Origin of the sequence: Brachybacterium massiliense (genome assembly GCF_900184245.1) — a bacterium.
Taxonomy (GTDB): Bacteria; Actinomycetota; Actinomycetes; order Actinomycetales; family Dermabacteraceae; genus Brachybacterium; species Brachybacterium massiliense.
Window position 1 is genome coordinate 106,325 of record NZ_FXXB01000004.1, and the last position, 13,163, is coordinate 119,487.

A 13,163-nucleotide genomic window follows, 5' to 3' on the forward strand; every position below is an offset into this window, starting at 1 on the left:
CGCCCGGCGCCGGACGGACCGGGCCGCGGGTCTGGAGCGGCTCAGGAGCGGGGGAGTCGGCCTGTGACGGCCTCCTCCTGCGCCTGACGCTCGGTGACCGCAGCGGCGGGGCCGACGAGCCCCCCCCCCGCCAGCAGCAGCGCGAGCAGCGGCGCCGCCGACCGCAGGCCGTCCTCCTCCACCAGCATCCGCTCGCCGTGCGAGGGCGAGCCCTCGGGCTCCGGCGCGGCGGCAGGCCCGCTCCAGCCCGGCAGGGCCACTCCCAGCCGGTCGGAGCTGCCGCGCACCTCGCCGAGCCAGTCATGGGCCAGGGGCGGCAGCTCGCCGTCGTAGCGGGGGGCGAGCGAGACCGCCTGGAGGGCGAGCACCTCGTCGGCGCTCTGGGCGAGCGGGGAGGCAGGACGATCGGTCGCGACCACCCGCGGCTCCTCGGGGACGGCGTCCTCGGCGGGAGGCTGCGTCGTCTCGTCGCGCTCGAGCACCACCACCTCGGCTCCGAGGGACCAGGCCGCGAGCGCGAGCACCAGGCGCTTCCAGTGCGGCGGGAGGTCGAGCACCACGAGCTCGCCGGGTGCGAGGGCGATCTCGTCATGCAGATGCCCGATCGTCTTGATCACCCAGTTGGCCAGCACGTGACCGGAGAGCTCGATGCGTGCCGCCTCGCCGTACCAGGCCAGCACCGGGCCGGGCCCCTTCTCCTCGAGGACGCGCAGCAGCTGCGCGGCGGTGTCCGCAGGGGCGGCGGGACGGACGTTCACGACAGATCCTCCTGGGAGTCGGGGACGGAGACCTCCACGAGGATCTCCGGCAGCGGGGCGGAGAGCGACTCGGCGCCGAGCGCCGTGCGGATCCTCTCGGCGAGGGTCGCGGCGGCGATCAGCGCGGCGGGGGAGCGCTCGGCCGCCTCCACCACGATATGCGTGGAGCCGTCGGGGCGCGTGCTGATCCGCGAGCTCGCGGAGGGGCTGCTCTGCCCGGGACGAGGGATCGAGGCCACCCCGACCGCGCGGTCGATCCGCTCGCGCGCCGGTTCGGGGGACATCCGCGCGATCGGCTCCTGCTCGGCGCTCAGCCCGAGCGCCTCCCACACCGACTCGAGGCTCGGGCGGCGGAACCAGTCCTCCGGCCCGGTGCGGGAGAGCTGGCGGGCGGGGACGTCCGACGCGGTCGCCGCGGCCACGCCCCGCACCAGGGCGGCGGGCACCCCACTGGCCTTGCCCTTGACGAGGTCTGCGGCGGCGGCGAGCTCATCGGCGAGGTTGCGCACCGTGACGGTGAGCGCGCGGCCGTCGGCATCGGTGCCGCCGCGCAGATCCTGCAGGGAGGAGACCCCCGACGCACCGAGCGCGATATCACCGACGCCCACCCGCCAGACGCGGGAGGAGGTGTCCGTCAGCAGCACGCCCAGCTCCACGCCGAGCACGGAGACCAGCTGATCGCGCAGAGCGCGGGCGCAGGCATCGGGATCCTCGGGCAGCAGCAGCGGCCCCTCGGGCGCGTTGGAGGAGTCCACCCCCGCGGCCGCCATCACCGGACCGGAGGGGATCTGCACCACGGAGGTCACCACGCGCGTGTGCAGCCGGCGGGCGACGGTGCGCACCGCTGCGGCGCGGACCGCCTCGTCCCGCTCCTCGGGAGCGATGCGCAGGCCCAGCGCCTTCGAGACCACCTTGGTGGACAGGCACAGCACGTCACCGTCCTGCGGGCCGAGAGGGGCGAGCGCACGGGCGAGCAGCGCCCCCAGATCATCTCCCTCGCGGATCTCGGGGAGTCCGGTGATCGGGAGCACGCTCACCTCCCGCGGAGCAGGGGGCGGTATGGTCTGCGCGGGCGGGGCGACATCGGGCACGGGGCCTCCCGGACTGTGATTCGGATGCGACATGCAAGGCGACGCGCCGATGCCGCTTGACGGACCATAACTACACCGGTGTACTTTAGGCGCATCGGGCCCCCGGTGGTCGACGAATGCAGTGGAAGGAATGGTGGCCATGGACGAGGAACGGGTCGATGACGACACGCGCGCAGAGCTGACTCTGCTCGACCTCGCCGGGCAGGACTCCGACGAGGCCGAGCTGACCTGGCAGGAGCGCGCCCTGTGCGCGCAGACCGATCCGGAGGCGTTCTTCCCCGAGAAGGGCGGCTCCACCCGAGAGGCGAAGAAGGTGTGCGTCTCGTGCGAGGTGCGCGCGGAGTGCCTCGAGTACGCCCTCGAGAACGATGAGCGCTTCGGGATCTGGGGCGGGCTGTCCGAACGCGAGCGTCGCAAGCTCAAGCGCCGGGTGGTCTGACACCCTTCCTGGTGAGCGATCGTCACATCACCGCGGTCGTCCTGCTGAGCGGGACGACGACCGCGTCCACCCACGGTGCCCTGCGTACCGCGCTGTCCGAGCAGTCACGGTCGCCGGACCGCATCGTCGTGGTCGCCCCCTCCGATCTCGCGGGCGAGGTCCACGACGCCGTCGAGTCGGATCTCCTCACCGGCCGGATCGACGAGATCCTGCCCGTCTCCTCCTCCGTGAGCCGCTCCGGGGCGATCCACGAGACGCTCGAGCTGCTCGAGCGCAGTGCCGAGACCGCGCCGGAGCCGGGCGCCGAGCACGCTGAGACGGAGCAGGCCGCGCCCCGTCGGCGCCGCGCCCGCGAGGTCGATCCCGTCGCGGTCGAGCGCGAGCGCACCCAGCGCGCCGAGGAGCTGGCCCGTATCCCGCTGCGCCTGCGCGAGGAGCCGCTGCGCCCGGGACGCCGCGTCGGCGCCGTCGCCGAGGGTGAATCCTGGCTGTGGTTCGTGGTGGACGGCTCGACCCCCGGGATCGATGCGCTCGAGCACCTGCTGCAGATCGTCGAGGTCTCCCCGAACACGGCCGTCGTCGGCGCCAAGCGCGTGCGCCACGTCGAGCCCGAGGACGCTCTGCCGCTGACCGCGGAGAGCGCGGACGCGCTCGTCGACGTCGGCCTCACCCTCACCCATGGGGGCCGCATCGTCACCGGTGTGGACCCCGGCGAGATCGACCAGGGGCAGGCGGACTGGCGCCAGGACGTCCTCGCCGTGCCTCTGCCGGGCATGCTCGTGCGCGAGCAGACCCTGCGCGAGGTGGGGAGCCTGGATCCCGAGCTGCCGACCCCCTGGGCCGAGATCGACCTGTGCCGGCGGATCTGGCGCTCGGGCGAACGGGTCGCCGTGCAGGCCGGTGCCCGCGTGCTCCACCCGCATCCCACCCGGCCCCTGCTCGAACGGCTGCAGGAGCAGCGCACCGGGCAGATCCTCACCCTGCTCAAGCAGCGCTCCCTCATCCACGCCCTGCTCACCCTGGTGCTGCTGCCTCTCGAGACCCTCCTGCGCATGGGCGGAGCGATCGCCGCCTCCGCACCGCGCCGCGCCCTGATGGAGCTGCGAGCGGCCGCGGCGGTCCTGCCGCGTGCACGGCGCGTGCTGGGCCGCGCCCTGCGCGATCGCCGACGCTCCCGGGTGCCGCGCGGGCGCCTGGCACCCCTGTACGTCCCGCGCGGCGAGGGCACGCGGCGCTGGGCGGACGACCTGTGGAGCCAGCTGTTCGCCGACGACGACCGGCGCCGCCACATCCGCCGCACCACCTGGGGCATCGCCGGCACCCGTCATGGCCTCGACGACGCCGACTACGGACGCCACATCGTGTGGACCGCGGTCGTGGCCCTGGTCGCCACGGGGCTGGGCGTGCTCGCGCTGCGCGGCCTGTTCGGGCGCGGCGAGATCACCGGCCCCGGGCTGCGCCCCCTGCCGGACAGCTGGCAGGAGCTGTGGAGCGCGGCCTGGTCGAGCTGGGTCCCCGGCGGGCTGGGGGAGCGCGGCCCCGGCGATGCCCTGGTGCGTGTGCTCGGGCCGCTCCCGCTCGGCGGCGACCTGCTGGTGGAGGTGCTCGTCTTCGCCGCGGTGCCGCTGAGCGCGCTGCTGGCGTGGTGGGCCTCGGGGGCGATCACCCGCGCCGTCGGCGCACGCCTGGTGATCGCCACCCTCTGGGCGCTGGCCCCCTCGCTGCTGGCCGCGCTCGCCGTGGGCGCCTGGCCGCTGCTGCTGGTGCACATGCTGCTGCCGCTGCTGGCCCTCGCGCTCGGCCGCGCGATCGGACTGCCCCACAAGGTCTCCCAGGCGAGCGTTTCCGCCGCCGCTGCCGGAGGTCTCGTGCTGCTGGTGATCGGCGCGGTGCAGCCGGTGCTGGTGCTGCTCGGGGCTCTCGCCGTGCTGCTGCTCGCCCTCGCCGCCCCCGGACGGCGCCGACGCCTGCTGTGGGTGCTGCTGCCGTCCCTCGCCCTGCACGCCCCGTACCTGCCGCTCTACGTGGGACATCCCCAGCTGCTGCTCGCCGTGGCCGGGGTGCCGCCGAGCGTTGCCGGCCCCTCCCTGCTGGACCTCGCAGGTCTGTGGCCCGTCACCCCCGGGGTGCAGGAGCAGCTCGCCCCGCTGGTCGGGGAGGGAGCGGCCTCGCTGCTGCCCCTGCTGCCGGTGGCACCGGTCGTGCTCGCTGCGCTGCTGTCCCCGCTGATGTCCGGTGCGGCCGGTCGCGCGGGCCGCTTCAGCGTGCTGCTGGCCGCGGCCGCTGGAGCGACCGTGCTGCTGGCCCGCGGCACCTGGACCGCCGCTGCGGACGGGCAGCTGGTCACGCCGCCGCTGCACGCCTTGCTGAGCGTCGCCCTGCTCGCCCTCGCCGTGGGCGCCGCGGCGGCCTTCGACGGGCTCGCCCGCCGCGAGAGCGGCGACCATCGGGCCCGTCGCGCGATCACCGGGGTGGTCGGCGCCGTGGTCGCCGCCTGCTGCCTGGTCACCGTCGCCGGCTGGTCCCTGCTGCTGCCGGGACAGCTGCGGCTCGAGCGGGTCGAGGGCGGGGAGGTCCCTGCCGCGGCCGCCGACCAGGGACGCACCGACGCCCGGGCCCGCGTGCTGACCCTCCAGCTCGCCGACGACGGCGCGGTGGACGCCGGCCTCGTGGTCCACGGCGGCGACAGCATCATCCAGCACGCCGCCCTCGCCGATGCGCGCGACGTGGACACCGTCCGCGCCGGCACCGCCATCGATGCGGACCCCGCCTCGGCGGCGCTGCGGGAGACCGTCGCCGGGATGCTCTCGCAGGACGCTCCTGTCGCCGATGTGCAGACGGAGGACGGCTCCTCCGCGTACCTGGCCATCGCCTACGTGGTGGTCCAGGGGGACCGCGACGAGCAGGCCGAGCTGGTGCGCACCCTGGACACCTCCCCGCAGCTGGAGAAGGTCACCGAGGGCACCTGGGGCGGCATGTGGCGGGTGATCGACGCCTCCCCGCGCGCGCTGGTCACCGGCGGTGCGGAGCAGACCCCCCTGTCCAGCGGCGTCATCGACGCCGCGGGAGCGATCCCGGCCGACGAGGCCGAGCGCACCGTGGTGCTCTCCGAACGCTTCGACACCGGCTGGCGGGCCACCCTGGACGGCACCGAGCTCGCCCCGACCGAGGTCGACGGCTGGGCGCAGGGCTTCCAGGTCCCCGCCGGAGCGGCCGGCGAGATCGAGATCCATCGCGACCAGCCCCTGACGCTGCTGTGGCAGCTGCTGCTCGCCGCGGCGGTGGGCCTGACCGCGCTGCTGGCGATCCCGTGGCGACTGCGCGCACGCACGGCGGAGGAGATGTATGGCTGAGCACGATGCCCCTGCGCAGAGCCCGGACGAGCCGGAGACCCCCGCCGCCGGCACGGACCGCACCGGCGTGCGGCGCCTGCTCGCCCTCGCGGCCCTGATCCCGCTCGGCGCGACGGTGGGCGCCCTCGCCCTCACCCCGCCGCCGGAGCCCGTCGGCGTGCAGCACGCGCAGGCCGAGTCCCGGCCCGGCGCGAGCACCCGTTTCTGCCACGGCGCGCTCCAGCTGCCTGAGGAGCTGCTCGGGACGGGCACGGACGCCGAGCTCGCGGTGGCACCGCCGAGCCCCGAGATCTCCCTGCGCACGGTCTCCGCCGAACCGGCCTCCTCGCTGCTGTTCGGCACCGTCAGCGGCTCGGCGACCCTGCAGGAGGAGGACGGCTCCGTCCGCGCCCCCTCGATCACCACCCGCAGCGCCGACGGCACGGTGCTCGGCGACGACGCCGCCTCCCAGGACATGGGCGTAGCCCTGCAGGGCATGGGCGGCATCGAGGGCGCACCGCACGTCACCTCCGCCACCTCCCAGAGCGAGAGGCCCGTGGCCGACACGATCCAGGCCACCGCCACCACCAGCGGCGACTACCGCTCCCTGGCCATGACCCGCTGCACCGAGCCCGCCACCGAGGCGAGCTTCCTCGGCGTCTCCACCGGGAGGGGCGACAGCTCCGCGCTCGTGCTGAGCAATCCCACCGAGCGTCCCGCCACCGCCTCGGTGCAGCTGTGGACCGAGGACGGCCCCGCCGCGATGGAGGGCCGCAGCCAGGTGGTCGTCGCCCCCGGCACCGAGGAGCGGGTGCTGCTCGAATCCGTGGCCGCCGGGCACGACGCGGTGGGCGTGGACGTCTCCGTGATGGGCTCGCCGCTGTCGATGCACGTCCAGACCACGGAGCGCGACGGGCTCACCCCGGGCGGCGCCGAGATCCTCGCACCGCTGCCCGCTCCCGCGACGGAGCAGGTGATGCCGGGCGTGGACGTCGCCGGCACCGCCCCGACCGTCGTGCTCGCCAACCCTCGCGGCACCGACACCACCGCCACGATCCAGGTGCTCAGCGCCGAGGGACCGGTCGATTCCGCGACCCTCGAGGATGTCGAGATCCCGGCCGGCACCGTGGTGAGCACACCGCTCGAGGGACTGCCCGACGGCACCTACGCGGTGAAGGTGCGCTCCCAGGAGGCGCTGACCGCGGTCACCCGCAGCCAGCGCACCGGCGAGGACCTCCCCGGAGACACCGTCGGCTCGCCGGTGGACTTCACCCTGGTGGAGCCCGCGCCGGCCCTGCGCTCGCACGGGATGAGCGCCCTGCCCGCAGGCGGCATCGGGCAGCTCACCCTGACCGGCACCGCCGACTCCGCGGTCACCGTCATCCCGATCGCGGCAGACGGCTCCGCGGGCGAGGCGCTGAGCGTCGAGGTCGGCGCTGACGCCACCGCGACCCTCACCGCCGCCCAGCTCACGGTCGGGGACGCGCCCGCCGTGGGGATCACCGTCGTGCCGGAGGTGCCCGGAACGGTCCACGCCGCGTGGACGCACCGGGTGCGGGATGGCGCCGGCGGCCTGCTGCTGTCCGCCGTCCCGGTGCCGGGCGCCGAGGGCGGCGGTGCCCCCGTGACCGTGCGTCTCGAGGGCTGAGCGACGTGCTGTGAGCTCGTGAACGGCAGGAGCTCGGCGAATCCGGCGGGGCTGAGAGGGGCGGACTCAGTCCGTCCAGGCCCCCGGGTCGATGTCCTCGGGGGCGATGTTCAGCAGCGAGCCGATCTGCTCGGCGAGCACCTGCCGCACGAGCATCTCGAGCTCCGCCTCGGTGCTGCACCTGGTCTGCAGCGGCCGCCGGTACACGATCACCCGCGCGGGATGGGTGCGCGAGGGCGGGATCACCCGGCCCAGCAGCACCGTCGCATCGTCCCAGGGGCCCGGATCCGCCGGCGGCACCTCCTCGACCAGCACCTGCATGTGCGCCAGGCGCCGCGGGAACCGCTGGGCGATCATCGCTCCGGCATCGGTGACCAGCTCGTCGAAGCGCTCGCGGCGGGTGCGATGGCCGGGCAGGTGCGGGGGGATCAGGTCCCAGCGCCTGCCGCGCCCACGACGGTCCCGGCGGCGGGGACTCTGCCGGGGACCGGCAGGGCCGGGGAGCAGTGGCTCGACATCCATGGCCCGCACTCTAGCGCCAGGGACTGCGCGGAGAGGACCGCAGCGGGGTGTGTGGCGCCCCGCCCCGGGCGCGCCTCGCACCTCGTGCCGCCCGGCCGCCGTACACTGCTGGACGTGCCTGCTCGTGAATGCTCCCGGACCGCCTGCTCCAGGCCGGCTGTCAGCTCGTTGACCTTCGTGTACGAGGACTCGACGGCGGTGCTGGGCCCGCTGTCCCGCCTGAGCGAGCCCCACGCCTACGACCTGTGCCGTGAGCACGCCACCCGGATGACCGCTCCGCGCGGCTGGGAGCTGCTTCGCGTGCCCGGCGGCGAGGAGGTCAGCGACGATCTGATCGCCCTCGCCGACGCGGTCCGTCCCCGCCGCGAGGGGTCCTCCTCTCCCGCCTCGCCGGGCTCTGCCGAAGCTCCCCGGCTCCCCTCCGAACGCGGCGCGGCGCCGTCCCGCCACCTGCACGTCATCAGGAGCACGAATGACTGAGACCCGCGACTCCCGGCCCGTCACCGCGTCGGGACGCCACGACCTGTCCGGCATCGTCAAGGCCAATGACGTGCGCGGCCTCGCCGGCGAGGAGCTCACCGTCGAGGTCGCCCGGGCGCTCGGAGCCGCCTTCGCGGACTTCCTCGAGGCCCCCGAGCTGATCGTCGCCCATGACATGCGACTGAGCTCCCCGGAGCTGTCCCGAGCCGTCATCGAGGGGGCCGTGCGCCGCGGCGCGATCGTCGCCGACGCGGGCCTCGCCTCGACCGATCAGCTCTATGCGGCCTCGGGCCTGCACCGCGCCGCCGGTGCCATGATCACCGCCTCCCACAACCCCGGCCCGGACAACGGGCTGAAGCTGTGCCTGCCCGGCGCGCGCCCGGTGGGCCGTGACTCCGGGCTCGAGGAGATCCGCCGCCGGGCAGAGGAGTACCTGGATGCGGGGGAGATCCCGGTCCACGGCGAAGGACGCTCCGAGGCGCTCGACACCCTGGAGGACTACGCCCGCACCCTCCACTCTCTGGTGCCCCTGCCCGAGGAGCGCGCCCTGCGCGTGGTGGTCGACGCGGCCTCCGCGATGGCCGGGCACACTGCCCCCGCGGTCCTGGGCGCGCTGCCGCAGATCGAGCTGATCCCGCTCCACTTCGAGCTCGACGGGACCTTCCCGCACCACCCGGCCGATCCGCTGCGCCTCGAGAACCTCCACGATCTGCAGGAGGCGGTGGTCCGTGAGGGCGCCGATCTGGGACTCGCCTTCGACGGCGACGCGGACCGCTGCGTGGTCCTCGACGAGAAGGGCGTGCCGGTGCGGCCCTCGGCGATCACCGCACTGATCGCCGAGCGGGAGATCGGCCGTGCCCGCCAGGAGGGGCAGGAGCGGCCCGCTGTGGTCGTGAACCTGGTCTCCTCACGCCATGTCACCGAGACGGTGCGCGCCGCCGGCGGGGAGCCGGTGCGCTCGCCCGTGGGGCACTCCCGGATCAAGACCCTCATGGCCGATCATGATGCGGTCTTCGGCGGGGAGCACTCCGCCCACTATTACTTCCGCGACTTCTTCTTCGCCGACTCCGGCATGCTCGCCGCGCTGCACGTGCTGGCCGCGCTCGGTGCGACCGACGCCCCGGCCTCCGCACTGGTCGCCGCGCACGATCCCTATCCCGCCAGCGGCGAGATCAACTTCCGCGTGGTCGACGCCGAGGCCTCCCGCGAGCGGGTGCGCAAGCATGTCGCCGCCCTGCCCGGCGCCGTCACGGACGACCTGGACGGGCTCACCGTCCAGCACTGGGACCAGGAGCTGCCCGCGGAGGACCGCTGGTGGTTCTCTCTGCGCTCGTCCCACACCGAGCCGCTGCTGCGGCTGAACGTCGAGGCGGAGCGGGAGACCACCATGATCCGGATCCGCGAGGAGATCCTTGCGCTCGTGCGCGAGGAGGACACGAGCGCCGTCGCGCCCGCACCCGCAGCGGCGTCGGCGGAGAGCGCCGCCTCGCTCTGGACGAGCGACGGCGAGGAGCAGAGCCGCGCCGATGCGCTGCCCGCAGGAGCCAGCGGCGCCGATGTGCCGCGCTGGGCGCGGGCGATCCTGCGCTGCCCGGACTGCGGCGGCACACTGCGCGACGTCGACGCGGCGATGCAGTGCGAGAGCTGCCATCGGGTCCACCCCGTCGAGGGCGGGATCCCCGTACTGATCGCCGGCCGCCACGAGGCGCCCGGCGCCGGGCTCACGCGCTGAAGGGCACCGTGCGGACCTCCGCCGAGAGCTCCTGCTGACGCTCCTGGGCACGGCGCAGCCGTGACTCGTCGCGCCGTGAGCGCTCGGCGAGCACCGCGGTGAGGAACTGCTCCGGATCGGTGCCCGGCGGGGGAGCGGGAGCGACATGCGGCAGGGTGCGGCGCAGCAGGTCCCGCGACAGCTGGCGGCGCGACTCGGGATTGATCGTGCCGGCCCGGGGCAGGAACGAGCGGATGTCCTGCATCAGCGTGAGCGGGAGCCGGCCCACGTCCGCACCGCGCACCCAGTCCTGCAGCGCCTCGGGCACCGCGGCACGCTGAGGGGTCAGATCGCGCATCCGCTCCTGGACCACCATGGTCCCGGCCAGCAGGTCTCCCACCCGGCGGGATTTTCGGTCGATGACCGAACAGGTCAGCGCGATCGCCCCGGAGGTGGACCAGATCTCGAGCATCGCCATCACGGCGCGCAGCAGGCTCTGGCGCACGTGCACGGGACCGCCGTCGTCGCGCACCACGCGCGTGCCCATCACGAGCCGTCCCACCGACCGGCCGCGCAGCAGCAGCTCGCACAGCACCGGATAGCCGACGTACGCGGTGACGGAGGCGACCAGGACGCCGGCCACGACCAGGCCGTCGTCGAGATCGGCCCATTCCGCGGTCCAGGCCATCGCGATGCTCCCGCCCACCAGGAGCACGAGCTGGATCACCCCGTCGATCACCGCCGAGAGCATGCGGGTGGCGAAGGAGGCGGTGCGCAGATCCAGCAGCACCGCATCCCCGGTGATGAGCGCGTCGCGCTCGGCGGAGGGTGCCTGCGCCGGCGAGAGCGTGGATGTCATGCCCCCATCCTTACATCGGCGCCGCGCGAGGGTCAGCACCGACCGTCGGCTTCCGACGCGCTGGCCTCCGACTTTCGTCGGCGGTCCTGCTGCGGCCGGGACTCTAGTCTGGAGGCGTGGACACCGACGCCTTCATCGCCGTGCACCGGCCCCGCTGGGACCGTCTCCAGGAGCTGACCCGGAGCCGGGAGCTCGACGCGTCCGGCATCGACGAGCTGCTCGCCCTGTATCAGGAGACGTCGACGCATCTGTCCACCATCCGCTCCACCAACCCGGACCCGGTGCTGATCTCGCGGCTGTCGCTGCTGGTGCATCGTGCCCGGCTGCGCATCACCGGGGCGCGCACCTCGCTGTGGAAACACGCCCGCACCTTCTTCTGGGAGGACCTGCCGGCCGCGCTGTTCGACGCCCGCTGGACGGTGGCGCTGGCCGCCGGGATCTTCCTGCTCTCGAGCATCGTGACCGGGCTCTACTTCGGCTTCGATGCGACGGCGCGGGAACTGCTGGTGCCCGAGGCCCAGCAGCGCACGCTCGCCCAGCGCGACTTCGTCAGCTACTACTTCCAGGGCGAGGCCTCGGGCTTCGCCGCCCGCGTATGGACCAACAACGCCTGGATCACCGTGCAGGCGGTGGTCTTCGGGGTCACCGGCTTCTGGCCGGTGGTGATGCTGGTCCAGAACGGGCTGAACATCGGCCTCTCGGCCGGGGTGATGGGCGCCTACGGCGGGCTGGACACGTTCTTCGTCTTCATCCTTCCGCACGGCCTGCTCGAGATCACGGCCGTCCTGGTGGGGGCGGGGGCCGGGCTGCGCACCTTCTGGGCGTGGGTGCGCCCGGGCCCGGTGCCGCGCCTGTGGGCGCTCTCCCGCGCGGCCCGCGCCCTGGTCACCGTGGCGATCGGCCTGGTGCCGGTGCTCCTGGTGGCCGGCTTCATCGAGGCCTTCGTGACGCCGAGCTCTCTGCCCCCGGCAGTGCGGATCGCGATCGGTGCGGCCGCGTGGCTCGCCTTCATGGTGTTCATGCTGGGCCGGGGTCGCCAGGTGCGCCGCGCAGGGGTCACCGGCGACCTCTCCGAGGAGCTGGTCGGCGCGAAGGTCGCCACGGCCGGCTGAGGCCGGGGCACTGCTGAGCGCCGAGTGCTGAGTGCTGAGTGCTGAGCACCCCGCAGCCGGCACCCGGTGCCTGGCATCTCGCATCCCTGACCATCGCTCCCTGACCATGGCTCGTGTGCTCCGGGCGAGATCGGCGCTGCACGGTCGATCACGGGATGGTCGATCACGAGCGCCACGGCGAGGAGTATGCCGATATCTCCGCAGTCATCGCTCCTGCGCCGGTACCCGACCATGAGGCACGGGCCTGCATTCGCCGTCGGCGGGAATGGGGCCGAAGGTGACCGCGTGCTGATCCGCGTTGCTGCACGTGCCGATCCGCGATACTGGATGCGTGTCGAACACGCTCGAGGGGCTCCCGCCGGATGTTCTGCCGGAGCTGCGGCGGCGCCTGCCGGAGCTGCCCTGGGATCACGTGCGCGAGACCCATGGCGCCTTCCATCACGTGCTGCTGCTCCCGCCGAGCGCAGCGCTTCGGGTGCGCACGGGTACAGGACACGAGGCCGCGATCCGACGGGAGCATGACACGGCGGCAGCACTGTCAGCCGCCGACCTCCCGGTGGCGCGACCGCTCCTGGACCCGGTGCACGCCGCGGAGTGGTCGGTCATGGTGGCGGAGCTCGTGGACGGGCACTCGCGCGAGCCGAGGACCTGGTCGGAGGATCGCATCGGCGTCCTTGCCCTGCTGGAGTCCTGGACCCCGGCCGCGACTGAGCATCCGGAGCTCGCCGTCTCCCTCCCCTCGGCGCGTGCCTGGTGCGGCGGTGACTTGTGGCCGATGCTGGTCGAGGAGATGACCGCGGCGGATCCCGAGGTGCAGGAGGGGGCGCGGGCTCGGATGGACACCGTCCTCGAGCTCGAGGCGTCCGCAGAGGGTTATGCGGTCCACGGTGACCTCGGGATGCACAACATCCTGTGGAAGAGAGACGGATCGGCCGTGCTGATCGACACCGATCACGCGGCGTGGGCGGATCGCGCGATCGACATCGCGCCCCTGCTCAGCGCCTACGGCCGCGACGCTCTGGCCGCGGATCTTCCCGGGGAGGTCCTCGATCGGGCGGTCGCGCACCGACGCGTGCTCTCGCTGCAGGTGGCTGCAGCTGCCGAGCTCCGCGGGGACGGGAAGCTGCGCGACCACGCCCTGGCCAACTTCGCTCTGAGGATTCGCAGCGGGGACCCGCAGTGGTGAGCGCGCGGGACGAACGGATGGGCGA

11 protein-coding genes are annotated in these 13,163 nt (G+C 74.0%); 7 read left to right on the top strand and 4 right to left on the bottom strand.

Annotated elements, in window-relative coordinates:
* Nucleotides 1–41: 41 nt before the first annotated feature.
* Together BN4251_RS01935 and cofE are read right to left on the bottom strand one after the other, a co-directional pair.
* Nucleotides 42–758, bottom strand: a complete 717-nt coding sequence (locus BN4251_RS01935) for a TIGR03089 family protein (RefSeq protein WP_087483484.1) — start codon at nucleotides 756–758, stop codon at nucleotides 42–44.
* Nucleotides 755–1,789 (bottom strand): coenzyme F420-0:L-glutamate ligase, encoded by a 1,035-nt coding sequence (gene cofE / locus BN4251_RS01940; RefSeq protein WP_245810155.1) that lies wholly within the window; start codon nucleotides 1,787–1,789, stop codon nucleotides 755–757. The genes BN4251_RS01935 and cofE overlap by 4 nt, the downstream gene beginning before the upstream one ends.
* Before the next feature lie 199 nt (nucleotides 1,790–1,988).
* On the opposite strand from cofE, the gene BN4251_RS01945 reads away from it, so the two are divergent.
* The 3 genes from BN4251_RS01945 to BN4251_RS01955 are packed head-to-tail and all read left to right on the top strand — an operon-like array spanning nucleotide 1,989 to nucleotide 7,268.
* Nucleotides 1,989–2,288, top strand: coding sequence for a WhiB family transcriptional regulator (locus BN4251_RS01945; RefSeq protein ID WP_087483486.1), 300 nt, complete (start codon nucleotides 1,989–1,991; stop codon nucleotides 2,286–2,288).
* An 11-nt stretch (nucleotides 2,289–2,299) separates the two neighbouring features.
* Entirely contained in the window at nucleotides 2,300–5,641 is a 3,342-nt protein-coding gene (locus tag BN4251_RS01950) for a glycosyltransferase family 2 protein (protein WP_087483487.1), read from the top strand.
* A complete protein-coding gene (locus tag BN4251_RS01955; RefSeq protein ID WP_087483488.1) occupies nucleotides 5,634–7,268 on the top strand; it encodes a DUF5719 family protein in 1,635 nt (544 codons plus the stop codon). The genes BN4251_RS01950 and BN4251_RS01955 overlap by 8 nt, the downstream gene beginning before the upstream one ends.
* A 66-nt stretch (nucleotides 7,269–7,334) precedes the next feature.
* On the opposite strand, the gene BN4251_RS01960 is transcribed toward BN4251_RS01955, so the two are convergent.
* Nucleotides 7,335–7,790 carry a metallopeptidase family protein gene (locus BN4251_RS01960; RefSeq protein WP_087483489.1) on the bottom strand — a complete coding sequence of 152 codons (456 nt, stop codon included), beginning with the start codon at nucleotides 7,788–7,790 and terminating at the stop codon, nucleotides 7,335–7,337.
* A 114-nt stretch (nucleotides 7,791–7,904) separates the two neighbouring features.
* Between BN4251_RS01960 and BN4251_RS01965 the strand changes: the two genes are divergently transcribed.
* Entirely contained in the window at nucleotides 7,905–8,270 is a 366-nt protein-coding gene (locus BN4251_RS01965) for a DUF3499 domain-containing protein (RefSeq protein WP_342744502.1), read from the top strand.
* Complete coding sequence (locus BN4251_RS01970; protein ID WP_087483490.1) at nucleotides 8,263–10,002, top strand: hypothetical protein; 1,740 nt, start codon at nucleotides 8,263–8,265, stop codon at nucleotides 10,000–10,002. The genes BN4251_RS01965 and BN4251_RS01970 overlap by 8 nt, the downstream gene beginning before the upstream one ends.
* Here BN4251_RS01970 and BN4251_RS01975 read toward each other — a convergent pair.
* Nucleotides 9,992–10,840 carry an RDD family protein gene (locus tag BN4251_RS01975; RefSeq protein WP_087483491.1) on the bottom strand — a complete coding sequence of 283 codons (849 nt, stop codon included), beginning with the start codon at nucleotides 10,838–10,840 and terminating at the stop codon, nucleotides 9,992–9,994. The genes BN4251_RS01970 and BN4251_RS01975 overlap by 11 nt on opposite strands.
* A gap of 116 nt (nucleotides 10,841–10,956) precedes the next feature.
* Here BN4251_RS01975 and BN4251_RS01980 point away from each other — a divergent pair, with 116 nt between their 5' ends.
* Together BN4251_RS01980 and BN4251_RS01985 are read left to right on the top strand one after the other, a co-directional pair.
* Nucleotides 10,957–11,952: a stage II sporulation protein M gene (locus BN4251_RS01980; RefSeq protein ID WP_087483492.1), complete on the top strand. Its 996-nt coding sequence runs from the start codon at nucleotides 10,957–10,959 to the stop codon at nucleotides 11,950–11,952.
* Between the two features lie 331 nt (nucleotides 11,953–12,283).
* Entirely contained in the window at nucleotides 12,284–13,138 is an 855-nt protein-coding gene (locus tag BN4251_RS01985) for a phosphotransferase (protein WP_087483493.1), read from the top strand.
* Nucleotides 13,139–13,163: the final 25 nt, after the last annotated feature.

Excerpts from the sequence above, each read along its gene's own strand:
- BN4251_RS01960 (WP_087483489.1), bottom strand. The coding sequence starts at position 7,790 with ATGGATGTCGAGCCACTGCTCCCCGGCCCTGCCGGTCCCCGGCAGAGT.
- BN4251_RS01970 (WP_087483490.1), top strand. The coding sequence starts at position 8,263 with ATGACTGAGACCCGCGACTCCCGGCCCGTCACCGCGTCGGGACGCCAC.
- BN4251_RS01955 (WP_087483488.1), top strand. The coding sequence starts at position 5,634 with ATGGCTGAGCACGATGCCCCTGCGCAGAGCCCGGACGAGCCGGAGACC.
- BN4251_RS01975 (WP_087483491.1), bottom strand. The coding sequence starts at position 10,840 with ATGACATCCACGCTCTCGCCGGCGCAGGCACCCTCCGCCGAGCGCGAC.
- BN4251_RS01945 (WP_087483486.1), top strand. The coding sequence starts at position 1,989 with ATGGACGAGGAACGGGTCGATGACGACACGCGCGCAGAGCTGACTCTG.